This is a genomic window from Pseudomonas sp. S5F11 (assembly GCF_019641515.1).
GTDB classification, from domain to species: Bacteria; Pseudomonadota; Gammaproteobacteria; order Pseudomonadales; family Pseudomonadaceae; genus Aquipseudomonas; species Aquipseudomonas rhodesiae.
In genome coordinates this window covers 1,952,938-1,978,075 of record NZ_JAIFJZ010000001.1, presented here as the reverse complement: position 1 = coordinate 1,978,075, position 25,138 = coordinate 1,952,938, and the positions used below count along the sequence as shown (strand labels likewise).

Annotated in this window: 25 protein-coding genes, 1 tRNA gene and 1 pseudogene; 16 read left to right on the top strand and 11 right to left on the bottom strand. The window is 59.6% G+C overall.

Annotated features, from left to right (window positions below):
- Window positions 1-23 precede the first annotated feature (23 nt).
- Genes K1567_RS08765 through K1567_RS08750 form a run of 4 tightly spaced genes read right to left on the bottom strand, consistent with a single transcriptional unit; the run spans window position 24 to window position 4,063 of the window.
- Complete coding sequence (locus K1567_RS08765) at window positions 24-1,052, bottom strand: AbrB family transcriptional regulator (protein WP_034096382.1); 1,029 nt, start codon at window positions 1,050-1,052, stop codon at window positions 24-26.
- The gene (locus tag K1567_RS08760; protein ID WP_034096383.1) at window positions 1,045-2,559 is read right to left on the bottom strand and encodes a tripartite tricarboxylate transporter permease; all 1,515 of its coding nucleotides are present in this window, start codon (window positions 2,557-2,559) and stop codon (window positions 1,045-1,047) included. The genes K1567_RS08765 and K1567_RS08760 overlap by 8 nt, the downstream gene beginning before the upstream one ends.
- 1 nt (window position 2,560) lies before the next feature.
- Window positions 2,561-3,019: a tripartite tricarboxylate transporter TctB family protein gene (locus K1567_RS08755; RefSeq protein ID WP_169867470.1), complete on the bottom strand. Its 459-nt coding sequence runs from the start codon at window positions 3,017-3,019 to the stop codon at window positions 2,561-2,563.
- Window positions 3,020-3,079: 60 nt separating this feature from the next.
- Window positions 3,080-4,063, bottom strand: coding sequence for a tripartite tricarboxylate transporter substrate binding protein (locus K1567_RS08750; RefSeq protein WP_034096385.1), 984 nt, complete (start codon window positions 4,061-4,063; stop codon window positions 3,080-3,082).
- Window positions 4,064-4,511: 448 nt separating this feature from the next.
- Here K1567_RS08750 and K1567_RS08745 point away from each other — a divergent pair, with 448 nt between their 5' ends.
- On the top strand, window positions 4,512-5,183 hold the full coding sequence (locus K1567_RS08745) for a response regulator (RefSeq protein ID WP_034096386.1): 672 nt from the start codon (window positions 4,512-4,514) through the stop codon (window positions 5,181-5,183).
- The gene (locus tag K1567_RS08740) at window positions 5,176-6,561 is read left to right on the top strand and encodes a sensor histidine kinase (protein ID WP_034096387.1); all 1,386 of its coding nucleotides are present in this window, start codon (window positions 5,176-5,178) and stop codon (window positions 6,559-6,561) included. Before K1567_RS08745 ends, K1567_RS08740 begins: the two co-directional genes overlap by 8 nt.
- 1 nt (window position 6,562) lies before the next feature.
- On the opposite strand, the gene K1567_RS08735 is transcribed toward K1567_RS08740, so the two are convergent.
- Window positions 6,563-7,384 carry an HDOD domain-containing protein gene (locus K1567_RS08735; protein WP_034096388.1) on the bottom strand — a complete coding sequence of 274 codons (822 nt, stop codon included), beginning with the start codon at window positions 7,382-7,384 and terminating at the stop codon, window positions 6,563-6,565.
- 36 nt (window positions 7,385-7,420) lie between these two features.
- Entirely contained in the window at window positions 7,421-8,362 is a 942-nt protein-coding gene (locus K1567_RS08730; protein ID WP_040267582.1) for a folate-binding protein YgfZ, read from the bottom strand.
- A 139-nt stretch (window positions 8,363-8,501) separates the two neighbouring features.
- Between K1567_RS08730 and K1567_RS08725 the strand changes: the two genes are divergently transcribed.
- Both K1567_RS08725 and K1567_RS08720 read left to right on the top strand, forming a co-directional pair.
- Entirely contained in the window at window positions 8,502-8,756 is a 255-nt protein-coding gene (locus K1567_RS08725) for a succinate dehydrogenase assembly factor 2 (protein WP_034096390.1), read from the top strand.
- Window positions 8,740-9,186 (top strand): protein YgfX, encoded by a 447-nt coding sequence (locus tag K1567_RS08720; protein WP_220698375.1) that lies wholly within the window; start codon window positions 8,740-8,742, stop codon window positions 9,184-9,186. Before K1567_RS08725 ends, K1567_RS08720 begins: the two co-directional genes overlap by 17 nt.
- Here K1567_RS08720 and nadB read toward each other — a convergent pair.
- Window positions 9,155-10,771: an L-aspartate oxidase gene (nadB, locus tag K1567_RS08715; RefSeq protein WP_220698374.1), complete on the bottom strand. Its 1,617-nt coding sequence runs from the start codon at window positions 10,769-10,771 to the stop codon at window positions 9,155-9,157. The two genes, K1567_RS08720 and nadB, sit on opposite strands and share 32 nt — an antisense overlap.
- Window positions 10,772-11,236: 465 nt before the next feature.
- Between nadB and rpoE the strand changes: the two genes are divergently transcribed.
- From rpoE to K1567_RS08695, 4 genes and pseudogenes are all read left to right on the top strand, one after another.
- Window positions 11,237-11,818 carry an RNA polymerase sigma factor RpoE gene (rpoE, locus tag K1567_RS08710; protein ID WP_003172477.1) on the top strand — a complete coding sequence of 194 codons (582 nt, stop codon included), beginning with the start codon at window positions 11,237-11,239 and terminating at the stop codon, window positions 11,816-11,818.
- Window positions 11,819-11,850: 32 nt separating this feature from the next.
- The gene (locus tag K1567_RS08705; RefSeq protein WP_034096393.1) at window positions 11,851-12,438 is read left to right on the top strand and encodes a sigma-E factor negative regulatory protein; all 588 of its coding nucleotides are present in this window, start codon (window positions 11,851-11,853) and stop codon (window positions 12,436-12,438) included.
- A gap of 16 nt (window positions 12,439-12,454) precedes the next feature.
- Window positions 12,455-13,423, top strand: coding sequence for a MucB/RseB C-terminal domain-containing protein (locus K1567_RS08700; protein WP_099312616.1), 969 nt, complete (start codon window positions 12,455-12,457; stop codon window positions 13,421-13,423).
- 234 nt (window positions 13,424-13,657) lie between these two features.
- A pseudogene (locus K1567_RS08695) lies at window positions 13,658-15,096 on the top strand (DegQ family serine endoprotease).
- Between the two features lie 66 nt (window positions 15,097-15,162).
- Here the strand turns inward: K1567_RS08695 and K1567_RS08690 are convergent.
- Window positions 15,163-16,596, bottom strand: coding sequence for a M48 family metalloprotease (locus K1567_RS08690; RefSeq protein ID WP_034096396.1), 1,434 nt, complete (start codon window positions 16,594-16,596; stop codon window positions 15,163-15,165).
- A 96-nt stretch (window positions 16,597-16,692) separates the two neighbouring features.
- Here K1567_RS08690 and K1567_RS08685 point away from each other — a divergent pair, with 96 nt between their 5' ends.
- Both K1567_RS08685 and K1567_RS08680 read left to right on the top strand, forming a co-directional pair.
- The gene (locus tag K1567_RS08685; protein ID WP_034096397.1) at window positions 16,693-16,932 is read left to right on the top strand and encodes a sulfurtransferase TusA family protein; all 240 of its coding nucleotides are present in this window, start codon (window positions 16,693-16,695) and stop codon (window positions 16,930-16,932) included.
- Window positions 16,933-16,963: 31 nt separating this feature from the next.
- Entirely contained in the window at window positions 16,964-18,034 is a 1,071-nt protein-coding gene (locus K1567_RS08680) for an AI-2E family transporter (RefSeq protein ID WP_034096398.1), read from the top strand.
- 30 nt (window positions 18,035-18,064) lie between these two features.
- On the opposite strand, the gene K1567_RS08675 is transcribed toward K1567_RS08680, so the two are convergent.
- Both K1567_RS08675 and K1567_RS08670 read right to left on the bottom strand, forming a co-directional pair.
- Window positions 18,065-18,538, bottom strand: a complete 474-nt coding sequence (locus K1567_RS08675; protein ID WP_034096399.1) for a peroxiredoxin — start codon at window positions 18,536-18,538, stop codon at window positions 18,065-18,067.
- A 10-nt stretch (window positions 18,539-18,548) separates the two neighbouring features.
- Window positions 18,549-19,109 carry a glycine cleavage system protein R gene (locus K1567_RS08670; RefSeq protein WP_003189463.1) on the bottom strand — a complete coding sequence of 187 codons (561 nt, stop codon included), beginning with the start codon at window positions 19,107-19,109 and terminating at the stop codon, window positions 18,549-18,551.
- Window positions 19,110-19,382: 273 nt separating this feature from the next.
- On the opposite strand from K1567_RS08670, the gene dapA reads away from it, so the two are divergent.
- From dapA to K1567_RS27945, 6 genes are all read left to right on the top strand, one after another.
- Window positions 19,383-20,261 (top strand): 4-hydroxy-tetrahydrodipicolinate synthase, encoded by an 879-nt coding sequence (dapA, locus tag K1567_RS08665; protein ID WP_220698373.1) that lies wholly within the window; start codon window positions 19,383-19,385, stop codon window positions 20,259-20,261.
- 17 nt (window positions 20,262-20,278) lie between these two features.
- Entirely contained in the window at window positions 20,279-21,394 is a 1,116-nt protein-coding gene (gene bamC / locus K1567_RS08660; RefSeq protein ID WP_034096401.1) for an outer membrane protein assembly factor BamC, read from the top strand.
- Between the two features lie 4 nt (window positions 21,395-21,398).
- Window positions 21,399-22,157, top strand: coding sequence for an MBL fold metallo-hydrolase (locus K1567_RS08655; RefSeq protein WP_034096402.1), 759 nt, complete (start codon window positions 21,399-21,401; stop codon window positions 22,155-22,157).
- 27 nt (window positions 22,158-22,184) lie between these two features.
- Entirely contained in the window at window positions 22,185-22,898 is a 714-nt protein-coding gene (gene purC, locus K1567_RS08650) for a phosphoribosylaminoimidazolesuccinocarboxamide synthase (RefSeq protein ID WP_034096403.1), read from the top strand.
- 83 nt (window positions 22,899-22,981) lie between these two features.
- Window positions 22,982-23,071 (top strand) — tRNA-Ser (locus K1567_RS08645).
- Between the two features lie 469 nt (window positions 23,072-23,540).
- Window positions 23,541-23,660: a DUF3732 domain-containing protein gene (locus K1567_RS27945; RefSeq protein ID WP_220699030.1), complete on the top strand. Its 120-nt coding sequence runs from the start codon at window positions 23,541-23,543 to the stop codon at window positions 23,658-23,660.
- A gap of 304 nt (window positions 23,661-23,964) precedes the next feature.
- On the opposite strand, the gene K1567_RS08635 is transcribed toward K1567_RS27945, so the two are convergent.
- Window positions 23,965-25,125, bottom strand: a complete 1,161-nt coding sequence (locus K1567_RS08635) for an MFS transporter (protein ID WP_220698372.1) — start codon at window positions 25,123-25,125, stop codon at window positions 23,965-23,967.
- Between the last annotated feature and the right edge of the window lie 13 nt (window positions 25,126-25,138).

Here is a 25,138-nt window from a genome sequence, read left to right as displayed (position 1 = left end):
TACGGTCCCGCGTGGGAAGCCCGCTACGGCTGGCGATTCCATCGTCGGAACAAGGGTTCCGCCAAAAACAGCACAAACAATAAACGCATCACCTGCATCGCCGTCACCAGCGGCACTGACAGTTGCAGGGTTTCGGCCGTAAGACTCATCTCGGCAATGCCACCCGGCATCATGCCCAGGGTCAGCGAGCGCAGGTCCAAGTGGGTGAGGGCGCTCAGGCCCACGGCGGCCAAGGTCGCCAGCGCCATGGTCAGAGCGGTGCCGACTAATGTACGAGCCATGAACGACGGCGCGCGGCGGAAGAACTGGCGGTTGAAATGGCAACCCAGTCCACTGCCGATCAGCCATTGGCCGATTTGGCTGCCGCCGTCGGGCAGGCCGATATGCAAATCCCAGACAACGCTGGCGGTCGCACTGACCAATAACGGGCCGAACAACCATGGGTTTGGCTGACGCAGGCGCTGCCAACCCCAGGCCACCAGAGCCCCCAGCGGAAACAGCAACGCCAGCCACGCCCAACTCACCGGTGCCGGATGAAACTGCGGCGCGCCGCCCCCCAGCACATACTTGAAGATCGCCGGTACGCACAGCACCACCGCCAGCACGCGCAGGCTCTGCCCCGCCGCGACACGGCTGAGCACCGCGCCGTTGCGTGCGCCGAGGTTGACCATCTCACCGGACCCGCCCGGCATGCTGGAGAAAAACGCGGTGGCGCGGTCTTCACCGCTGCGGCGCATCAGCCACACGCCCACCACGCTCGACAGGCTGGTGACCAGCGCGCCGAAGAAGATCAGGCCGAAGTGGCTCATCACCTGCTCAATCACCACTGGGGTGAAGTGCAGGCCGATGCCGATCCCCACCACCCATTGGCCGCATTTACGCCCGCCGGGAATCTCCGCCAACTGCCAGGGCGTGAGGCAACGCACCAGAATGATCGCCAGCAACGAGCCGACCATGTACGGCAATGGCCAGCCGATCAGGCTGGCCAGGTAACCGCCGGCCAGGCCGACCAGCGGTGTTCCCCACCAATGTTTAAGGGTGACCTCAGACATTGGCCACAGCGCGGCGCTGTTGGGCGCGTTTGCGCCAGATCCGCAGCAGCGGCACGAACAGCATGATCGCGGTCAGTACCCAGACGCCAAAGGTGATCGGGCTCGACCACAGAATCTCCAGCGCACCGTTGGAGATCGATAGCGCACGGCGCAGGTTCTGCTCCATCAGGCCGCCGAGGATAAAGCCCAACAGCACCGGCGACAGCGGGAAGTCCAGCTTGCGCAGGATGTAACCGAAGATGCCGATCCCGACCATCAGGAACAGGTCGAAAGTGGTGGCATGCACCGCGTACACACCGATCGCGGTGATGATGGCGATCACCGGCACCAGCGCCCAGTTCGGCACGGCGAGGATGCGCGTGAAGATCCGGATCATCGGGATGTTGAGGATCACCAGCATGATGTTGGCGATAAACAACGAAGCGATCAGGCCCCAGACAATGTCCGGTTGCTGTTGGAACAGCAGCGGGCCGGGGGTGATGTTGTACAGCGACAGCGCGCCGATCATCACTGCGGTGGTGCCCGAGCCAGGTACGCCCAGGGTCAGCATCGGCACCAGAGCGCCGCAGGCGGATGCGCCGATTGCGGTTTCCGGGGCGGCGAGGCCGCGCATGTCGCCCTGGCCGAACTTGCCGCTGGCACCAGCCATGCGTTTCTCGGTCATGTAGGCCACGGCCGATGCCAGCGTTGCACCGGCGCCCGGCAACACACCCATGATGAAGCCCAGCAGGCCGCAACGGATATTCACCACGAATACCGACGCCGCTTCCTTGACGTTGAACATCATGCGCCCGGTGGCCTTGACCGCTTCCTGGCCACGGTGGGTTTTTTCCAGCAGCAACAGGATCTCGCTGATGGAGAACAGGCCCAACACCAGTACGACGAATTGGATGCCGTCGGTGAGGTGGATGTTATCGCCGGTAAAACGGTAAACGCCGCTGTTGGCATCGATGCCGACTGCCGACAGGAACAGGCCGATCAACGCCGCGACGAAGGTCTTCAACGGCTTGTCACCGGCCATGCCGCCCAGGCAGACAATCGCGAACACCATCAGTACGAAATATTCCGCCGGGCCGAAGGCAATCGCCCATTTGGCCAGCAGCGGCGCAAACAGCACCATGCCGCAGGTGGCGATGAACGCACCGATGAACGAACTCCACGCCGACAAAGACAGCGCCACACCGGCCAGGCCTTTGCGGGCCATCGGGTAGCCGTCGAGGGTGGTCATTACGGTGGAAGCTTCGCCCGGGATGTTAAGCAGGATCGAACTGATCCGGCCGCCGTATTCGCAGCCCAGGTACACCGCCGCCAGCAGGATCAGCGCCGATTCCGGCGGCAGGCCCAGGGCGAACGCGATGGGGATCAACAGCGCCACGCCGTTGATCGGGCCCAGGCCCGGCAGCAGGCCGACCACGGTGCCGATCAACGTGCCGCACAGCGCGGTCACCAGGTTGTAAGGGGACAGCGCCACGCCGAAGCCCTGGCCCAAGTAGCCAAAAGTATCCATATCAGTTCTCCAGAACGTCGAGCAGGCCAAGGGGCAACGGCACATCCATGACCTTATCGAACAGCAGGTACAAACCGATGGCAATCAGGGAGACGATCACCACGCTGGGCATCCAGCGGCCGCCGTACAGGCGCGCCATCGGGATGCCGATCAGCATGCTGCTGAGGATGAAGCCCAGCGGTTCGAAGGTGGCGGCGAACACAATCAGCAGCACCACGCAGAGGCTGATCTTGATCAGGGTTTCGCGATCCAGCGCCGGTTCTTCTTCGGTGTGCTTGGTGGCCTGCGGGCGAATCAGCATGTAGATCAGCGCCAGGCTCATCAGCCCGAGGATCAGCAGCGGGTAGGCGCGGGGCCCTACCGGCTCGTAGGAAAACGACGCCTGATAGGGCCAGGCCATCAGCGCCAGACCGGCACAGGCCAGCAGCAGCGCGGCCGCGAATATGCGTTGTAAGAGCATGTTGAACTCCTGGGCCATGCCTGGGTTTTACCAGGCATGGCCGCGCGACAGAGGGGGCGATTACTGGATCAGGCCGAACTCTTTGGCCAGCACTTTGTAGTCAGCCACCTGTTTCTTCACATAGGTGTCCAGCTCCGGGCCGGTCATGGCGAACGGGAACAGCTCGCGCTGGTCACGCAGCTTGGCGAACTCTTCGGAGGCCAGCAGTTTGTCGAACGCGTCTTTCCACCAGGCGTACTCGGCATCGCTGACTTTTGGCCCGAGGTAGAAGCCGCGCACCACTGGCCACACGATGTCGTAGCCTTGCTCTTTGGCGGTCGGGATATCCTTCATTTCCGGCTCGTTCAGGCGCTGCTCGGAGAACACCGCCAGCAGACGCATGTCGCCGCTGAGGATGTGCGGCATGGAGTCGGAGATGTCGGTACTGCCCACTTGAATATGACCACCAAGCAGGGCCGTGGCGATTTCACCGCCGCCTTCGAGGGCCACGTAGCGCAGCTCGCGCGGGTTGATCCCGGCGGCTTTGGCGATCAGGGCGGTTTGCATCCAGTCCTGGCTACCGACGGTGCCGCCGGAACCGATCACCACGCTGCCCGGATCTTTCTTCAGGGCTTTGACCAAATCATCGAGGGTCTTGTAGGGCGAATCGCTTTTTACCGCGATGGCGCCGTAACTGGTGCCGACCGCGGCCAGCCAACGTACGGCGCTTTCATCGAAACGCCCGAACTTGCCCTGAGCCAGGTTCAGCAGCGAGCCGCTGGACCAGGCCACCAGCGTACCGGCATCCGCCGGACGCTGTGCGACCACGGCGTTGTAGGCCACCGCGCCGACGCCGCCGGGCATGTAGGTCACGCGCATCGGTTTGCTCAGCAGTTTCTCGTTGACCAGTGCGCTTTGCGCCAGTTTGCAGGTCAGGTCGAAACCGCCGCCGGGGGAGGCCGGGGCGATGCATTCCGGGCGCTTGGGCTCGTCAGCGGCCAGCAGTTGGCCGGCGAACAACATGCAGCCGGCGGTGAGGGCCAATTTACGCAATGAAAGGGTCATGGGTGTCTCCGTCGTTTTTGTTATGAGGTTTTACTGCCAGGCACTACTTACCAGAGCGCGACGCTGTAGCTGACGAGCAGGCGCGTTTCATCCGATCCGCAGTCTTCGAAAAGGGCGGTTTGGCTGAGCGACGAAATAAAACCGGCAAGGGCGGTCTGGGTCGGGCGGGAAATACGAACAGGCGGGCAAGTCTGGGGCTGTGTCGACAGCATCGTGGTGCACTCCGGTATTGTTCTTATTTTTACGAAAACGCATCGAGGCGCTTTTCGGGCGCTGCGGATTAGGCAACTGGGTGGGCAAGACTCACCGTGAGCTGGATGCTAAAGGGCGAAGCTTTCACTAACCTTTCAGCCACCTTTCAATGTTTTCGGGCTTCACAGGGCACCGGGCGCCTGTAAACTCCCCGCCAAAGCGTGGCATCGACCACTCCTGAATGAGGCAGAAAACCATGCGTGTCCTTCTGGTTGAAGACCATTTGCAACTCGCCGACAGTGTGGCCCAAGCGCTCAAGAGCACGGGTTTGACCGTCGACGTGCTGCACGACGGCGTCGCCGCCGACCTGGCCTTGAGCAGCGAGGACTACGCGGTGGCCATCCTCGATGTGGGGCTGCCGCGCATGGATGGTTTCGAGGTGCTCGCACGTTTGCGAGCCCGGGGGAAAAATCTGCCGGTGCTGATGCTGACCGCGCGAAGTGACGTCAAAGACCGTGTGCATGGCCTGAACCTGGGCGCCGACGATTACCTGGCCAAGCCTTTTGAACTGACGGAACTGGAAGCACGGGTCAAGGCCCTGTTGCGTCGCAGCGTGCTGGGCGGCGAGCGCCAGCAAACCTGCGGCGTGCTGGTGTACGACTTGGACACCCGGCGCTTCACGTTGGGCGGCGAACTGCTGACATTGACCTCCCGTGAACAGGCGGTGCTCGAAGCGCTGATCGCGCGTCCGGGCCGGGTGATGAGCAAAGAGCAACTGGCCTCCCATGTGTTTGGCCTGGACGAGGAGGCCAGCCCCGATGCGATCGAAATCTACGTGCATCGCCTGCGCAAAAAACTCGATGGGCAACCGATCGCCATCGTGACGTTCCGCGGCCTTGGCTACCTGCTGGAAGCCCGCGATGCATAAGCCCAGCAGCCTGCGCTGGCGCCTGCTGTGGAACCTGGCGCTGTTGCTGGTGCTGTTGATGTTGGCCAGCGGCATGAGTGCCTACTGGAACGGTCGCGAAGCTGCCGATACCGCCTACGACCGTACGCTGCTGGCGTCGGCACGAACCATCGCGGCCGGCCTGACCCAGGTGGACGGCACTCTCAGCGCCAATGTGCCCTATGTGGCCCTGGACACCTTCGCCTACGACAGCGCCGGGCGCATTTACTACCAGGTCAACGACATCGATCAGAAGCTGATCTCTGGTTACGAAAACCTGCCCGGCCCGCCGCCCGGCACACCGCGTACCGATGATTACCCGGCCCTGGCGCGTTTCTACAACGCCAAGTACCAGGGCCAGGAAGTGCGGGTGGTCAGCCTGCTTAAAGCGGTTTCCGAGCCGAACATGAACGGTATGGCGGAAATCCGCGTGGCCGAGACCGACGAAGCAAGGGTCAGCATGGCCCGTAGCCTGATGGCCGATACCCTGCTGCGCCTGGGCATGCTCGCGGTCGGTGCGTTGCTGCTGGTGTGGTTTGCCGTGAGCGCCGCGCTCCGCCCGCTGGACCGTTTGCGTAAAGCCGTGGAGGAGCGTCAGCCCGACGATCTGCGGCCGCTGCCATTGGTGGAGGTGCAACATGAATTCGGCCCGCTGGTCAGTTCCCTCAACCACTTCACCGAGCGCCTGCGCGGGCAATTCCAGCGCCAGGCGCAGTTTATCGCCGATGCGTCCCACGAACTGCGCACTCCGCTGGCCGCACTCAAGGCCCGCCTGGAGTTGGGGTTGCGCGCCGAAGACCCGGCGACCTGGCGCAGCACCTTGGAAACCGCGGCTCAAGGCACTGATCGCCTGACCCATCTGGCTAATCAGTTGCTGTCCCTGGCGCGCATCGAGAACGGCGCCCGGGCGATTGCCGAAGGCGGCGCGCAGTTGTTGGATCTGAGCCAGTTGGCTCGCGAACTGGGCATGGCCATGGCGCCTCTGGCCCATGCGCGCGGCGTGGCCCTGGCGCTGGAAGCCGACGAGCCGGTGTGGCTGCGCGGCGAACCGACACTGTTGAACGAACTGCTGAGTAACCTGGTGGACAATGCCCTGGCGCACACGCCGCCTGGTGGCAACGTGATCCTACGGGTGATGGCGCCGGCGGTGCTGGAAGTGGAAGACGATGGCCCGGGCATCCCGCTGGATGAACGGGATCGGGTGTTCGAACGGTTCTATCGGCGTAGCCAGCAGGGTATGGGCTCGGGCCTGGGCTTGGCGATTGTCGGGGAAATCTGCCGGGCGCATCTGGCGCAGATCAGTCTGCATGATGGCAAGCGGGCAGGTTTGAAAGTGCGGGTAAGTTTTATCGCCGGGTGAATCAGTAGAACATCGACCGCGCTTCATCCAGTTCCGCACGCAGGCTGTCGCTGTAGGGGTCGACGCGCAGCTTTTTCATGGCAGGGATCTCGGAAACCACCACGTTTGCCAGGGGGTGACTGGTGCCGCGGTGGCAGTACAACACGGCGACTTGCACGAGATCAATGTAGTCGAGGCGGTCGGAGTCACGCTCGAAGTTCAGGTACTGCCCCGGCAGTTTCGCCAGCATTTCGGGAAAGTCCCAGCCACTGAGCAACTTATCGCCCAGCTTAGGATGGATGCTGTCGATCACATGATTGAGGCTGACCGGGTCTGCCAGCAGCTCGTAGTGGTCTTCGGCGTAGGTGAGGATCGGCAGCACGCCGATCTGGTGCACCAGGCCACCGAGTGCCGCCTGATCCGGCTTGAGCTGGCTGTGGCTGCGGCACAAGGCATAGCTCACGCCCGCCACTTCCAGGCTGCGGCGCCAGACATCGCGCATTTTCTGTTCGACGACTTCGGAGCGGGCGTGAAAGATCTGCTCCATCACCAGGCCAATCGCCAGGTTGCTGCTGTAATTGGTGCCCAGCCGCGTGATGGCGGTGTGCAGGTCGGTGACTTCCTGAGTGGCGCGCAGCAGCGGGCTGTTCACCACTTTGATCAGGCGTGCGGACAGGGCGGTATCGCGACCGATCACTTTGCTCAAATGGCTGATGCTGATTTCCGGGTCTTCGGCAGCCTGACGAATCTTAAGGGCCACTTCCGGTAATGTCGGCAGAACCAGGTCATCGTTATCGATAGCCTTGACCAAAGCCTGTTGGACTTTTTCCGCCAGCTTGTTCATTCATGATCTCTAGGGTGTTGCAAAAAAGTATGACGACTAGCGTTGGATCTCTCGATCACGGTCGAGGGTATAAGGCAAGTCAAGCAGTCGCAGACCTGGGCCTTCAAGCGTGCCTAAATGCACATCGCCACTATCGGCAGCTTCGGCTTGCAATACGGCCAGAAGTTCAATGACCTGGTCAGCTTTTGCTGCGATCACCACTTCACCGATCGAGCTGCTGTGGCTCGGCGAAAACAGAGGAGTGCCTGGCTCGGGCATTTGCGCCGAATCAAGGCTTAAGCGGTACAAGCGGCGCTTGAGTTTGCCCAGGTACTGCATACGCGCGACGATTTCCTGGCCGGTGTAGCAGCCTTTTTTGAAACTCACACCGCCCACGGCTTGCAGGTTGAGCATTTGCGGGATGAACAGTTCACGAGTTTGCGGCATGACTTGGCCGATACCGGCGCGAATCTGGCCCAGCAGCCATTCATTCAAATCAGCTTGATCAAGGGTTTCACTCAATTGGGCTTTGACGGCGTCGGCTCGATCCGAGGGTACCCAGAGTTCGCTGCGGTCGGGTGAGACCCGAATCGCGATCAAGTGCTCGTTGCGGGCTACGCTATCGGTCTCGGCCGGCAGCTCAAGCCCGAGGTTGGCCAGGGCCGAATCCGCATTCACCAGACCGAAACGGGACCAGGCGGCACTTTCGTCGGTCAGCTTAGACTTGGAGAACACCGCGTATTTTTTCAGGTCGGCCAGTTGCGGCTCCAGTAGCTCGCTGGCCATGGCCAGCAACACGCCGTCACCTTGCAACAAGATGCGAAAGCTCGACTGCATGCGCCCTTTTTGAGTGCAGCGCGCGCCCAGGCTGGCCTGGGTATCACTCAGGTAATTGAGGTTGCAGGTCAATTGGCCTTGCAGGAATTTAGCAGCATCGGCGCCGCGGACGGCGAGGACACCTTCGTGGATCAGGGGGCAAAAGAAAGCAGAGTCAGCCATGGTTCATCGCAGGTCAAAAAGTCATGGGTGCATCATAGAGGGGCGCCCGGCAAATGGATAGTTTCCGTAGGAGCGACCAAAGCCGACTGTTCCACTGCTGTTGGGCCTGTATACTTGCGCTCTATTTGAGGAGCGCTCCATGGTCGAAGATGTAGAACTCAATCGCCTCTACTGGCACAGCCGTCGCGGCATGCTTGAGCTGGATGTATTGCTGGTGCCTTTCGTCAAAGAGGTTTATTCCACCCTTAATGAAGTGGACCGCAAGGTGTATGTGCGTCTGCTGGAGTGCGAAGACCAGGATATGTTCGGCTGGTTCATGGAGCGCGCCGAGTCGGACGATCCGGAACTGCAGCGTATGGTTCGGATGATTCTGGACCGTGTCCAGCCCAAGTAATCGCTTTGAATGTCGCTGGCAGCCGTCACGGCGGCTGCTGGTGGCGTATCTTTTCGCCCAACTGTTCGCGTTGGGTGCGTTGGCATTGATTGATCTCGCTTTCTCAACTCTGGCGATAGTGCTGTGTCTGGGGCATGCCGCCTGGGTTTTGCCGCGACACATTCTGTTGTCACACCGTTCGTCGATTCGAGGCCTGCGACGCGATGAGGACGGCTGGCAATTATTCAGTGAGCAGCGTGGCTGGCACGCCGTGCAGTTGCTCCCGGATAGCTTGGCGTTGCCCCTGGTCGTGGTGCTGCGATATCGGGTCAAGGGGCAGTGGTGGGCGCGTTCGATCTGTGTGCCCAAGGACGCGCAGGCGGCGGATACACACCGGCGCCTGCGGGTACGCTTGAAGTTCAGCCGGCGTAGGTGGCTGGCACCAGGATAGTGTCGCGGGCTTCGGGGAGCATCTGCGGGTAGTCGAGGGTGTAATGCAGGCCTCGGCTTTCCTTGCGTTCCATGGCCGAGCGGATCATCAGCTCGGCCACCTGAGCCAAGTTGCGCAGCTCGATCAGGTCACGGCTGACTTTATAGTTGCTGTAGAACTCGTCGATTTCATCCAGTAGCAACCGCACCCGATGTTGTGCCCGTTGCAGGCGCTTGTTGGTGCGCACGATGCCCACGTAGTCCCACATGAAGCGCCGCAGCTCATCCCAGTTGTGGGCGATGATCACGTCCTCGTCCGAGTCGGTGACTTGGCTGGCGTCCCAGCGGGGCAGGGCGTCGGGCACCGGAATTCGCGGCAGTTGCTCAAGGATATCCACCGCCGCTGAGCGGGCATACACGAAGCACTCAAGCAGCGAGTTGCTAGCCATGCGATTGGCACCATGCAGGCCGGTGAAGCTGGTTTCACCAATGGCATAAAGGCCGGGCACATCGGTGCGGCCATGCTGGTCAACCATCACGCCGCCGCAGGTGTAGTGCGCGGCCGGTACGACGGGGATCGGGCCTTTGGTGATATCGATATTGAAGGCCAGGCAGCGCTCGTAGACGGTGGGGAAGTGCGTCTTGATGAATGCCTCGGGTTGATGGCTGATGTCCAAGTAGACGCAGTCGATGCCCAGGCGCTTCATTTCATGGTCGATGGCGCGGGCGACGATATCGCGCGGGGCCAGTTCGGCGCGGGGGTCGAAGCGCTGCATGAAGCGTTCGCCGTTCGGCAGTTTCAAGTGCGCGCCTTCGCCGCGCAGCGCTTCGGTGATCAGGAAGCTCTTGGCCTGCGGGTGATACAGGCAGGTGGGGTGGAACTGATTGAACTCCAGGTTGGCCACTCGGCACCCCGAGCGCCAGGCCATGGCGATGCCGTCGCCGCAGGCACCGTCAGGATTGCTGGTATAGAGATAGACCTTTGCCGCGCCGCCCGACGCAAGAATGGTGAAGCGCGCGCCGTAGGTATCGACCTCGCCGCTGCTGCGGTTGAGCACGTAGGCGCCGAGGCAGCGCTCACCTTCCAGGCCCAGGCGCTTTTCGGTGATCAGATCGACGGCGACGCGTTGCTCCAGTAGTTCAATGTTGGGGCGTTGACGGGCCTGATCCAGCAATGTTCTGAAAATAGCCGCGCCGGTGGCATCGGCGGCATGGATGATGCGGCGATGGCTGTGGCCGCCTTCACGGGTCAGATGGAACTCGAAACCGCCGTCGTCGGCGCTGGCGTGTTCGTCACGGGTGAAGGGTACGCCTTGATCGATCAGCCATTGGATCGCTTCGCGGCTGTGCTCAACGGTGAAACGCACCGCTTCTTCATTACACAGCCCGCCACCGGCGTTGAGGGTGTCTTCGACATGGGACTGCACCGTATCGGTGTCATCCAGCACGGCGGCAACACCGCCTTGAGCCCAGAATGTCGAGCCATTGGCCAGGTCGCCCTTGCTCAGTACGGCGATGCGCAGGTGGCTGGGGAGGGTTAGGGCAAGACTCAATCCGGCTGCGCCGCTGCCAATCACCAGAACATCGTGTTGAAACTGTTGGCTCATTTGAAGGATTCCGCAAAAAGCGATCCAAGGGCTAGTGGCGCTGACGGGACGCCTGGATCGGCGAATCAAAGGGTCACACGGCCCACTAGTATATAGAGGGGGGGAGCGGCACAATAGCCAGGCATTCGTGGCAATGTGAGATTACGGTGCGCGGCTTGGGTATAATCTGTCGGTTATTGAATTGGGAACTTTTTGCATAAGCCCCGACTCAATAGCAGGTTGCCCGAAAGCTGGGAAAACGTTGAGTTTATTGGCCCGTCGGGAGCATTGGACGCGTCAGGAAACCGACGACAAGATTATTCGCGCAGCCGGCGTTGCCCGCGCTGCGTTTTTCGTGTGTGCCAAATCAGTGCATGCCGGAAACTTGCTTGGAGGGGGAGAACTTTTGCGAAAAGTCCGAGTCTATGTTTGCAAGCCTGATCGTTTAGTTATGCAAGCCTCCTTCAAGTACAACGAGGAGTGTTCATGCTAACCCAGGAAGAGGATCAGCAGCTGGTCGAGCGCGTACAACGCGGCGACAAGCGCGCATTTGATCTGCTAGTGCTGAAATACCAGCACAAAATTCTCGGGTTGATCGTGCGATTTGTGCACGACACCCACGAAGCGCAGGACGTTGCACAGGAAGCCTTTATCAAGGCGTACCGTGCACTCGGTAATTTTCGCGGTGACAGTGCGTTTTATACGTGGCTGTATCGCATCGCCATCAACACGGCGAAGAACTATCTGGTGTCTCGCGGACGCCGCCCACCAGATAGTGATGTTAGTTCAGAAGATGCAGAATTTTACGATGGTGATCACGGCCTCAAAGATCTCGAGTCGCCGGAGCGTGCATTGCTGCGCGACGAGATCGAAGGAACCGTTCATCGCACAATTCAGCAATTGCCAGAAGATTTGCGTACGGCGTTAACTTTACGTGAATTCGATGGTCTGAGTTATGAAGACATTGCGAGCGTCATGCAATGTCCGGTGGGGACTGTAAGGTCACGGATTTTCCGGGCCCGGGAAGCCATCGACAAAGCCTTGCAACCGTTGTTGCAGGAAAACTAAAGACAGCGGCGACAGCCAAGAGAGGAACCGCCATGAGTCGTGATGCCCTGCAGGAATCGCTGTCCGCAGTGATGGATAACGAAGCGGATGAACTGGAACTTCGTCGAGTGCTCAACGCATTCGATGACGCCGAAACCCGTGATACCTGGTCTCGTTACCAAGTCGCTCGGGCGGTGATGCACAAGGATCTTCTAATCCCTCGTCTGGATATTGCTGCGGCCGTTTCTGCCGCGTTGGCTGATGAAGCCGTTCCGGCAAAAGCTGCCCGTGGTCCATGGCGTAGCCTGGGTCGCCTTGCAGTTGCTGCCTCGGTGACTGTCGCCGTGTTGGCGGGTGTTCGTCTTTACAATCAGGACGAAATTGCCGGTGCCGAATTGGCCCAGCAGACTCAGCAACCGGTCATGGCTGGCCCGCAAGTCAAAGGTCCGGCAGTGCTCGCAGGCTACAAGGAAAGCTCCGACGCCACCGGCCCTATGGCCAACGGTGTATTGCAGGGGCAATCCGGTTGGCAGGATCAGCGTCTCCCAGGATACCTGCGTCAACATGCACAGGAATCTGCCCTGAAAGGCACTGAAAGCGCTCTGCCATACGCTCGCGCCGCTAGTCTGGAAAATCGTTGAACCGCTAAGGAGCTCTATGCGTGCCATACCGCTCCTTACGCTTTTGCTCAGTGGTTGGTTTGTACTTCCCGCCCATGCCGATGAAGCCCAAGACTGGCTGAGTCGACTTGGGCGCGCAGAGCAACAGCAAAGTTTCGAAGGTACGTTCGTCTACGAACGTAACGGCAGCTTTTCCACCCATGACATCTGGCACCGTGTCCAGAATGGGCAAGTCCATGAGCGGCTTTTGCAGCTTGATGGCTCTGCTCAGGAAGTTGTGAGAGTGGACGGCCGCACACAATGCGTAAGCGGCGCGTTAGTCGCCGGGCTTGGCAATTCTCGAGACGCCTCTTCCCGTGTGCTCGATCCGCAGAAACTCAATCAATTCTATGATCTGGCGGTGATAGGGAAATCCCGTGTTGCTGGCCGAAATGCTGTGATTGTGTCTATCACTCCTCGTGACCAATACCGTTATGGATTTGAACTGCATCTGGATCGTGAAACCGCCCTACCGCTCAAGTCCTTGTTGCTCAACGACCAAGGTCAGTTATTGGAGCGCTTTCAGTTCACCCGCTTGAATACGGCGATTTCGCCTGAAGATCGTAACTTGCAACCGAGCAAGGATTGCACGCCGGTCGCAGCGGTAAACAGCGACGAGTTAGAGATAGCACCAACCGATGCGTGGCACTTGGAATGGTTACCGCCGGGGTTTCAGTTAACGAATTCCAGCGCGCGCGAGGATGCCCACACCAAAAACACCATCGACAGTTTGATGTATGAAGATGGTCTGGCAAGATTTTCGGTGTTTCTAGAGCCCATCAGTGATGGCGGTGTCACGGAAAACCGTACTCAGCTAGGACCCACTGTCGCGGTTTCCCGTCGCTTGAATACGGTTGACGGTGAAATGATGGTGACGGTTGTTGGAGAAATCCCTATCGGTACCGCCGAGCGTATTGCGCTGTCGGTGCGCGGTGAAAAAAAGGCAGCCGCTAAGCCTTTGCCGTGAGTTGTTAATTCTATGTTCATCCTGATCTTTCAATTTACAACCATGCACGCTTGGCTGCCGAGAGCATGAAATGTCTGGATCAGGATTTTCACTTGCAAAAATCTTCCATCTTTTTTATAGGTCAGAGTTTGTCGGCTCTGGCCTTGTTTTGTTCGCGGAACAAAAACGGCGGACGCAGTTTCCGGCGTTTCTTGAACCCTATCGCTCAACCTTGCTCGTTGTAACGGGAGCTGTATGTCGATACCACGTTTGAAATCCTACCTATCCATAGTCGCCACGGTGTTGGTGCTGGGTCAGGCTGTGACCGCGCAAGCGGCTGAGTTGCCTGACTTCACCCAACTGGTTGAGCAAGCCTCGCCTGCCGTGGTGAACATCAGTACCACGCAGAAGCTGCCAGATCGCAAAGTGTCGAACCAGCAGATGCCGGATCTTGAAGGCCTGCCGCCGATGTTGCGCGAGTTCTTCGAGCGTGGGATGCCACAACCGCGCGCCCCCCGGGGGGCGGTGGTGGTCAGCGTGAAGCGCAGTCTCTGGGTTCGGGCTTCATCATTTCGCCGGATGGCTACATTCTCACCAATAACCATGTCATTGCCGATGCAGATGAAATTCTCGTACGCTTGGCTGATCGCAGTGAGCTCAAGGCCAAACTGGTTGGCACCGATCCACGCTCCGATGTGGCATTGCTGAAAATCGACGGCAAGGACCTGCCTGTGCTGAAGCTGGGCAAATCCCAGGATCTGAAGGCCGGTCAGTGGGTAGTCGCCATTGGCTCGCCGTTTGGCTTTGACCACACGGTCACCCAAGGCATCGTTAGCGCCATCGGTCGTAGCCTGCCAAATGAAAACTACGTGCCGTTCATCCAAACCGACGTGCCGATCAACCCGGGCAACTCCGGCGGTCCGCTGTTCAACCTGGCCGGCGAAGTGGTGGGTATCAACTCGCAGATCTATACCCGGTCCGGTGGATTCATGGGCGTATCGTTCGCTATCCCGATCGACGTGGCCATGGACGTTTCCAACCAGTTGAAAAGCGGCGGCAAGGTCAGTCGTGGTTGGTTGGGCGTAGTTATCCAAGAAGTGAACAAGGATTTGGCTGAATCCTTCGGCCTCGACAAGCCGGCGGGCGCGCTGGTCGCACAGATTCAGGATGATGGCCCGGCGGCCAAGGGTGGCCTGCAAGTGGGTGACGTGATCCTGAGCATGAATGGCCAGCCAATCGTAATGTCCGCCGATCTGCCCCATTTGGTGGGCGCACTCAAGGCCGGCAGCAAAGCCAAGTTGGAAGTGATTCGTGGCGGCAAGCGCCAGAACGTTGAGCTAACTGTCGGTGCGATTCCTGAAGAAGGCGCCACCCTCGATGCCCTGGGCAACACCAAGCCAGGCGCCGAGCGCAGCAGCAACCGTCTGGGGATTGCCGTAGCCGAACTGACGGACGAGCAGAAAAAAGCCTTCGACCTCAAGAGCGGTGTAGTAATTAAAGAAGTGCAGGATGGACCTGCTGCGTTGATCGGCCTGCAGCCGGGCGATGTGATCACTCACCTGAACAATCAGGCGATCGACAGCACCAAGCAATTCACTGATATCGCCAAAGCATTGCCGAAGAATCGTTCGGTGTCGATGCGCGTACTGCGCCAGGGCCGCGCCAGTTTCATCACCTTTAAACTGGCCGAGTAACCTGCCAGCTCAATAAAAAGCCCCGCGTTCGTTTGACGAAGGCGGGGCTTTTTTGTGGGGGATGGTTTAGCTCATCATGCCTTTGACCAAGCGTTCCTGCTCGATCAACTCACGCTGGCGTGCATCGATACGTGATGACAGTGGAAAGTTGTTTCCGGCCCTTCGCTTGGCAAAGTCCAGTTGCTGGATGGCCTGCTGGAAGTCGCCCACCAGCGCAAAGTATTCGGCACGGGCCTGGTGCAGGCCGATGATGTTGCCGGACAAGCCACGTGTTTCGGCGACCTGATACCACACATCTGGATCATCCGGGCGCGATTTGAGCAGCCCATCCAGCGCCTTTTCCGCATCGGCGGTGCGATTCTGCTTGAGCAGCAGGTCAACCCGAACCTGATTCAACGGGTAGTTGCTGGGGTACTGGGTCAACATCCTGTCGGTGCGTTGCTGGGCGTCGGGCAGGCGGTTGTTGATGATGTCCAGTTCGATCTGCGCCAGATTGTAGGTGATGTCGTTGGGCGCCTTGGCCAGCAGCGGCGCCAGGTTCTCCCGGGCTTCCTTGAGTTGCGTGCCTTTGATCTGGGCGATGGCCAGGCCGTAGCGCGCCACGTCGTTTTTCGGGTTTTCGTCGAGTTGCGCTTGGAAGCGTTTGGCGGCGAGGCCAGGGGTGTCTTCGTATCTCAATTGCACTCGCGCACGTATCAATTGGTAGCGCAGGCTGTCTTCCTTGCCGCCTGGCTTAGCCTGTTCGGCCCGGTTACGGGTGTCGGCGATCCGAGACTCTGTCACAGGGTGGGTCAGCAGGAATTCCGGCGGTTTGGCATCGAAGCGGTACTGGCGCATCAAACGCTCGAACATGGTCGGCATGGAGCGCGGGTCGTAACCAGCTTTTTCGAGGTTGACGATGCCGATGCGGTCCGCCTCTTGTTCGTTTTGCCGGGAGAAACGGCGCTGCTCCTGGATCGCGGCGGCCTGGGTGCCGGCAATCGCGGCAATGCCAGCATCGCCTGCGCCCGCTGCCGCCGCAATGATGCCACCCAGCAGCGCAGCCATCATCGGCACTTGCATGCGCTGTTGGGCTTCAACGCCTCGTGCGAAGTGGCGCTGGGACAAGTGAGCCAATTCGTGGGCTAACACCGAGGCGTATTCCCCTTCGGTCTGGGCATTGAGGAACAGTCCACCGTTGACCCCGACAATTCCGCCTGGTGCGGCAAATGCGTTCAGTTGTGGGCTGTTGATCAGGATGAACTCCAGACGTCGGTCGTTGACCTGGCTGGTCTCCACCAGTTTGTAAACGCTGGTCTCGACATAATCCTTGAGTTGCGGGTCGTTGAGTTGCGACACCTGGCCCCGCAAGTACGCCAGCCAAGCGCGGCCCAGTTGGTACTCCTGCTGCGGCGAGACAATGGCAGAACTGGCGTCGCCCAGCGACGGCAGGTCATCGGCGAAGCCTGGGGAGGCCAGCAGGCAAGCCAGCGTCAGCAGGGTAGGGCGCAAAAAATTCATGCACAGGGCCTTTCGACAAAGAGCTTACTGTAGCCGGACACTGAGCTTCGGACCAGATATTCTAAGCACCCCGAACGCTTGACCCGGAGTAAACCCATGACCGACACCGTCGCCTTTGATGCTGAACTCGATGCGAGCGGGCTCAATTGCCCGTTGCCCTTGCTCAAGGCCAAGTTGGAGCTCAATCGATTAGCCAGCGGTGCGGTACTCAAAGTGATTGCCACCGATGCAGGCTCCCAGCGCGATTTCCGCACATTTGCCAAACTGGCCGGGCACACCCTGTTGCACGAAGAAGACGCTGCCGGTGTGTACCGTTACTGGTTGCGCAAGGCCTGAACCGTTTGTTCCCACAGCCCGAGGTTGATTGATGTTCAAAGTGTTACGTGACTGGGTTCAGCGCTACTTCTCCGATGAAGAAGCGGTGGTGCTGGCGGTCTTGTTGTTCCTCGCCTTTACGGCGGTATTGACCTTGGGTGGCATGCTGGCCCCGGTGCTAGCGGGCATGGTGTTGGCGTATCTGATGCAGGGATTGGTGACGACGTTGGAGCGCCTGCGCGTACCCGGCGGGGTAGCGGTTGGGTTGGTGTTCGCGTTGTTCATGGGCCTGCTGGTGGTGTTTATCGTGGTGGTGTTGCCATTGCTCTGGCATCAGCTGATCACGCTGTTCAACGAATTACCGGGGATGCTCGCCAAGTGGCAATCGCTGTTGCTCCTGTTGCCGGAGCGTTATCCCCATCTGGTATCGGACGAGCAGGTGCTGCAAGCCATCGAAGTGGCGCGCGGTGAAATTGGGAAATTCGGGCAATGGGCGTTGACGTTCTCCCTGTCCAGTCTGCCGTTGCTGGTCAACATCATGATCTACCTGGTACTGGTGCCGATCCTGGTGTTTTTCTTTCTCAAGGATCGCGTAATGATCGGTCGTTGGGTGCGTGGCTATCTGCCGCGGGAGCGGGCGTTGATTACCCGTGTGGCGCAGGAAATGAATCGACAGATCGCCAATTACATCCGTGGCAAGGTGATCGAGATCTTTATTTGTGGCGGTGTGACCTATATCGCCTTCATCGCTTTGGACCTCAACTATGCCGCGTTGCTGGCATTGCTGGTCGGCGTGTCGGTGGTGGTGCCGTATGTGGGCGCGGTGGTGGTGACTGTGCCGGTGACATTGATCGCACTGTTCCAGTGGGGCTGGAGTGATCAATTCATCTACCTGATGGCGGTGTACGGGATCATCCAGACCCTGGACGGCAACGTACTGGTGCCGCTGCTGTTTTCCGAAGCGGTCAACCTTCACCCGGTGGCGATTATCTGCGCGGTGCTGTTGTTTGGTGGGTTGTGGGGGTTCTGGGGAGTGTTCTTTGCGATACCCCTGGCCACGCTGTTCAAGGCCGTGCTGGATGCCTGGCCGCGACAGGAACCGGTGGTGGCGCCGCTGTTGTAGGGGCGAGCTAGCCCGCCCCGCAGCGTTTGTTCAGGCCTTGTTCAAGGCTTGGGCGGCGGCCAGGACGGCATCTACATGGCCTGGCACTTTGACGCCCCGCCATTCCTGGCGCAGCACGCCATCTTTGTCGATCAGGAAGGTGCTGCGATCCACACCCAGGTATTCCTTGCCATACAGCTTTTTCAGCTTGATCACATCAAACAGCTGGCAGACTGCCTCATCTTTGTCGCTGATCAGCTCAAAGGGGAACTGCTGCTTGGCCTTGAAGTTCTCGTGGGACTTCACGCTGTCGCGCGACACGCCGAATACTTCCGTATTGGCTGCCTGGAACGCCGCGTGCTGGTCACGAAAACCCTGGCCCTCGGTGGTGCAGCCTGGTGTGCTGTCCTTCGGATAGAAGTAGATCACCACTTGCTTGCCCTTGAGGGCGGCCAAGCTGAAGGTCTGGCCACTGGTGGCCTGGGCTTCGAAGTCGGCTACGGGTTGGTCGATGACTACCGCCATGGGTACTTCCTTACATTGGGTTCTGTGGGCGCCACGGTTCGATCAGGGCGTCGAGGTTCAACGCATCGGCGAAATCCAGGAACTGATCGCGCAGCCAGCTGATCTGCACTCCGGCCGGCAAAGTGACGGTAAAGGTGGCATTGAGCATGGTGCCGCCGGTCTGGGGCGCCTGGTAGGTGTCGCACGTCAGGTTTTCCAGCTCGACGTTATGGTCGATGAAGAACTGGCACAGCTCATTGACGATGTCCGAGCGGTAGGCCGAACTGACGTAGGCAACGTATGGCAGGGCCTGTGGGCGATTCTCCAGAGCGGCACTGCGTACCACATTAACGGTGAAATCATGCTTCTTGGCCAGGCCCGGCAGACCGGTCTCAAGGCGCGCCAGGGCGTCCCAGCTCCCGGAGATCTGCAGCACCAGGGCGCTGCACTCGCCATGGCGAGTCAGCCGAGAGGTTACGACGGCGCAGCGGTTTTCATGGCTGGCGCGGCACAGGACGTTGGTCAGCTCCATGGGGTTGGCGCCGAGGGCACTGATAACAAGGAATTGTTCGCGAACTGTGGGGGTGGACATGCAGCCTTCCTAAAGCGATGAGCGGTCGATACCGAGATGGCCGTATCGATCAAAGGATCAAGGGTAGCGAAAAGCGTCGCCAAGGGCTAGGAGGTGGCGTTTTCATTGCGTCGTTCAGCGGTTTTCACTGCTCCTCAAACCGTGCTCTGGCCCGATGATGGCGTTGATCGATGTTTAGTTGCGTCAGAACGCATCCTCACGCGGTACTTCGCTTGTGCAAGCATCTTGGCGCCAGTACCATTACGGCTCTCTTTTTCCGGCAGGAGCGGTTGCATGATTGCGGGCAGTATGGTGGCACTGGTCACACCCATGGATGCACAAGGTCATCTCGACTGGGACAGCCTGGGCAAACTGGTGGACTTCCACCTGCGTGAAGGCACCAACGCGATCGTTGCGGTCGGCACCACGGGTGAATCGGCCACGCTCGATGTGGAAGAACACATCCAGGTCATCGAGTTCGTGGTCAAGCGCGTTGCCGGTCGTATCGCGGTCATCGCCGGTACGGGTGCGAATTCGACGCGTGAGGCGATCGAACTGACCAAAAACGCCAAGAAAGCCGGTGCCGATGCCTGCTTGCTGGTGACCCCGTACTACAACAAACCAACCCAGGAAGGCCTTTACCAGCACTTCCGCACCATTGCCGAAGCCGTCGACATTCCGCAGATCCTCTATAACGTGCCGGGCCGTACCGCCTGCGACATGAAGGCCGAGACCGTGATCCGCCTGTCCACCGTGCCGAACATCATCGGCATCAAGGAAGCCACTGGTGACCTGCAGCGCGCCAAGGACATCCTTGCCGGCGTGAGCAGTGACTTCCTGCTGTATTCCGGTGACGACGCCACCGCTGTCGAGCTGATCCTGCTGGGTGGCAAAGGCAATATCTCTGTGACCGCCAACGTGGCCCCCCGCGCCATGAGCGACATGTGCGCCGCCGCACTCGCCGGCGATGCCGACAAAGCCCGCGCAATCCACCAGAAGCTGATGCCGCTCAACAAAGAACTGTTTATCGAATCCAACCCTATTCCCGTGAAATGGGCTCTGTACGAGATGGGCATGATGCCGGACGGTATCCGTCTGCCGCTCACCCGCCTCAGCGAAGCCTGTCACGAACCGCTGCGACAGGCCCTGCGCCAGTCCGGCGTCCTGGTTTAATTGAGGAAGCACTACGCATGAAGCGATTGGCCGGACTTTCCGCACTTGCCTTGATTATCTCCAGCACCAGTGGCTGCGGTTGGATCTGGGGCCCGGAAGGCTACTTCCGTGACCGCGGCAGCGATTACCTGGAAGCCCAAGCAACCAAACCGATGCAATTGCCGCCGGACGTCAATGTCGCTAAGCGCCTTGACCCGTTGTTGCCGATTCCACGCAATGTTGCCGATGACACCACCAAAGGCGAGTACGTGGTGCCACGTCCACAGCCGATCGCGGCCGTGGCTGATGCCAGCGACTACAGCCTGCAAAAAAGCGGCGACTCGCGTTGGATCGTGGCGCAGCGCCCACCTGCCGAAGTCTGGCCGGTGGCGGTGCAGTTCTTCCAGGACAATGGTTTCCGCATTGACGAACAGCGCCCGCAGACCGGTGAATTCACCACTGCCTGGCAGCAGGGCAGCGAGTTGTCCGCCAGTATGGCCAAGCGCCTGCAGGCCGGCGGTGTTGCCTCCGGCAGCGAAACGCGCGTCCGTGTGCGCATTGAGCCAGGCGTGCAGCGCAATACCAGTGAAGTCTATGTGGTGAGCGCCGAGCGTCCTGCCGGCAGCACAGCCAACGTCGACTTCACCAACCGCTCGGTCAACACCGGCGTCGACTCGGCATTGGTCGATGAAATGCTGGCCAGCATGAGCCGTATTTCCGAGAAGGGCGGTTCGGTTTCCCTGCTCGCTGCACGAGATTACGACACCCCGAGCCGCGTCAGCCTCACCGAGGACGGCAGCGGTAACGTGGTGCTGAACCTGGGTGAAGACCTGGATCGTGCCTGGGCCAGCGTAGGCCGCGCGTTGGAGCAAGGCCCGTGGCGTGTTGAGGACATCAACCGGAGCTTGGGTCTGTACTACATCAACGTGGCGGAAAAGGCCGAACGTAAAGACGACGAACCGGGCTTCTTCGGCAAGCTGTTCGGCAGCAAGCCGACCAAGGAAGAAGTCGAGACCCGCGCCGAGCGTTATCAGGTGCGTTTGAGCAAGGTTGGCGACGCCGTTCAAGTCACGGTCGAGAAGAACATCAACACCGTAGCGCCGGCTGAAACAGCGCGCAAAGTGTTGGGTGTGATTCAGGACAACCTGGGCTGATCCGATGCGTTTTGCCGTTCTCGGCAGCGGTAGCCAAGGGAACGGCACGCTCGTCGCCCATGACGACACCTATGTGCTGGTTGATTGTGGTTTCTCGTTAAGAGAAACCGAGCGCCGCCTGCTGCGCCTGGGGGTTCACCCTGCGCAGTTAAGCGCGATTCTGGTGACCCACGAACATGCCGACCATGTGCATGGCGTGGGTTTGCTGTCTCGGCGCTACAATCTTCCGGTGTATCTGAGTCGCGGTACCTTGCGCGGGATGCGCAAACCCATTGAGCCTGCGGGTTTCCTGGCCGGTGGCGAGACCTTTCGGATCGGTGCCTTGAGCATTGATGTGGTCGCCGTAGCGCATGACGCTCAGGAACCCACGCAGTATGTATTCAGTGATGGCGAGCGACGTTTCGGTGTGCTCACCGACCTGGGTTCTTACTGCGCCAAGGTGCTTGACGGTTACCGTAATCTCGATGCCTTGATGATCGAGTCCAACCACTGCCGTGACCTGCTGGCTCGTGGTCACTACCCCTACTTTCTCAAGCAGCGGGTGGGCGGCGAACTGGGGCATTTGAACAACCATCAGGCGGCGTACCTGGTGTATGAGTTGGGCTGGCAAGACCTGCAACACCTGGTCCTGGCCCACTTGAGCAGCAAGAACAACCTGCCGATGCTTGCCCGGCAATGTTTTGTCGACACCCTTGGGTGCGACCCGGACTGGCTGCAACTGGCCGATCAAGATTCAGGGCTCGACTGGCGACATATCGCCTAGCCCACCTCACTCAAAGCGGAGCCCATCATGGAAAAACGTGAAGAACTCTACCGCGGCAAAGCCAAGTCGGTGTACAAGACCGACGACGCCAACCGCCTGATCCTGCTGTTTCGCAACGACACCTCGGCGTTCGACGGCAAGCGCATCGAACAGCTCGATCGCAAGGGCATGGTGAACAACAAGTTCAACGCCTTCATCATGCAGAAGCTCGAAGCGGCCGGTATTCCGACCCAGTTCGACAAGCTGCTGAGCGATAACGAGTGTCTGGTCAAGAAACTGGACATGATCCCGGTCGAGTGCGTGGTGCGTAACTACGCCGCCGGCAGCCTGGTCAAGCGCCTGGGTGTGGAAGAGGGCATGAAGCTCAATCCGTACACCTTCGAGTTGTTCCTGAAGGACGATGCCAAAGGCGATCCCTTCATCAACGAATCCCACGTCGTGGCCTTTGGCTGGGGCACCGCTGAGCAACTGGCGCGCATGAAGGAGTTGTCCCTCAAGGTCAACGACGTGCTGAGCAAGCTGTTCGACGACGCTGGCCTGCTGCTGGTGGACTTCAAACTGGAATTCGGTGTGTTCCACGACGGTTCCATCGTCCTGGGCGACGAATTCAGCCCGGACGGCTGCCGCCTGTGGGACAAGGCCACTAAGAAGAAGATGGACAAAGACCGCTTCCGCCAGGGCCTCGGTGACGTGATCGAAGCCTACGAAGAAGTCGCCAACCGTCTTGGCGTACCGCTGTAATCGACGCAAGCATCTGATAGCACGGAAAAAAATCTCGTAAGAGCTTTGCTTCCATGAAACAGGCTGTTATGATGCGCGCCGTTGGAGAGATGCCAGAGTGGCCGAATGGGACGGATTCGAAATCCGTTGTACCTTCACCGGTACCTAGGGTTCGAATCCCTATCTCTCCGCCATATAGATGCAAAAAGGCCCCACAAATGGGGCCTTTTTGCATTCTACGGTTTTTGTTCCCCCATTTGTCCCCCCACTCGGTTTTCGCGTTGTTTGGGCCATCGCGCTCAAGTACTTGGGCCGTCTCAGCTCATGCTTCTTCGCTTACTGATCTAGCTGCGTTATCACGCTGTTCGAGAGCATTACGTTAAGCCAACAAACTTATCGCGGGCCTGAATGAGCGGCTCAATCGCAGCGGTTTTTCCATCGATGTGAAAATCCCTGACACAACTTCGCTGACTCTCAAGTACACCGCTGGCGGGGGGCTGTGTAATTCGGTGTATAGCAAGCACGGGTAACGTCTCTCGCGCTCTCGCCGCAGCCTTGATGAGGATGTTCAGGAGCTCAAGAGAAAACGTCCTACAGATGTGATCGCGACACAGCGCATTTTCAACGTCTTGCCCCAGGGGGCTCGTTCGTTCAAAGTCCCATCTGCAGGTCATTGTTCTGGAACACGCTGGCGAGGAGATCTGGAAGGATATTCCTCTCACCCACTCCGTAGAGAAATGGAGCGTCAAGGGTGATGGTCTGATCCCGGCTTCCTGGACTTAATTGTGATCTGCTTGCGCTTATATCAGCGGCTGTATTTCCCTTGGCCGCCTTGACGCTGCCGAGCGGAGACGGGAACGTTCCTCCGTCGCAGCTCATGAGCGATCGGCTTTGATAGACCGAGAGTGTAACCTTACACACCCCTTGGTTTAAACGGCATGCTCCACGCATCCCATCCTCGTTCATGGCGGCTGTACGTAGGGCATCTTCAGTGGGCGCCGGGTTCCTACACTACAGGGCTGTCAACCCGCGTGCAGCTGCCCGGCTTCTTAAACATTGTGGGAGCCCCATCATGAAAAAGTTATCCCTACACCTCCCTACGCCCCACCAACATCCCAACAAAAACCACCCCCGCCACCCCCACCGATATCATCAACCCATGCGCACTGACATAAGACACCGTCGCCCCCGTCGCAATCGGCCCCAACACACTGCCCAGCGTATAAAACATTGCAATGGCCGTTATGGCCGTAGAAATCTGATGCTCCCCCACCCGATCCCCCGCCTCGATCACGGCCAGGGTGTTCATGCCGCCGATCGCACCGCCCCACAGAAACACGATGAGCGTCGCCAACCAGGGAAGCGGCTGGCTGAATGGGATGGTGAGGGTGCCCAGCAGCAGGATCAATCCGCAAACCAATTGGCCGATTTTGTAGGAGCTGCGGTCGGCCATCCAGCCGATGGGCAGTTGCAACAGGGTGCCGCCGATGCCGAAGACGGAGATCAGCAGGGTCGCGGCGGTGAGCAGGTAGCCGGCCGAGAGGCTGTAGCCTGCCAGGAATGAGACGGATGAGGTTTCTGCAAAGCCGGCGATAAATGCACCGCAGAGCGCGGTGGGGATGACGCTGAATAATTTGCCGTGGCGTTTTTCTGCGGGGGTTTGTGGTTGGGTGTCGTAGGGTTTAAGGGTCAAGGCCAGTATGCCGGAGAGTAGGACGATGACGGCGCAGGCGTAGTAAGGTGCGGTACTGCCGACGCCGAAGACCACCAACAGCAACGGGCCGACGGCGATGCCCAAGCCCATGAGGGTTTCGTGCACGCCGATCGCGCGGCCGCGTTCGTCTTTGGAGGCGACTGCGACGATCCAGGTATCGCAGGCGATCCAGCGCAGGATCAGGCCGATACCGAGGACAAAATTCAGCGCAAAAATCAGCACCAGGTGGTGGGTCAAGGTCATGCCGATCAGCGCGCCAATGGTCAGCACCGCACTGAGGATGTTGGTCTTGACCAGCCCCAGATGGGCGAGCAAACGCGGCACCCATTTGTACAGCAGCAGGATCGCCAGCCACGAGGCGCTGACAATCACGCCGATCTTGGCCGGTTCCACGTCTTGCTGTTCCAGCGACAGCGAAAGCAGCGGCGTGACGGTGCCGATCTGCACGATCTGCGACAGTGCCGAGAGGGTGTTGATCTTGGTGAGGGCAAACCAGCGCTGTTTGTCGGTGTATTCGATGCTCGGACTTTCCATGGGGGACCGACCT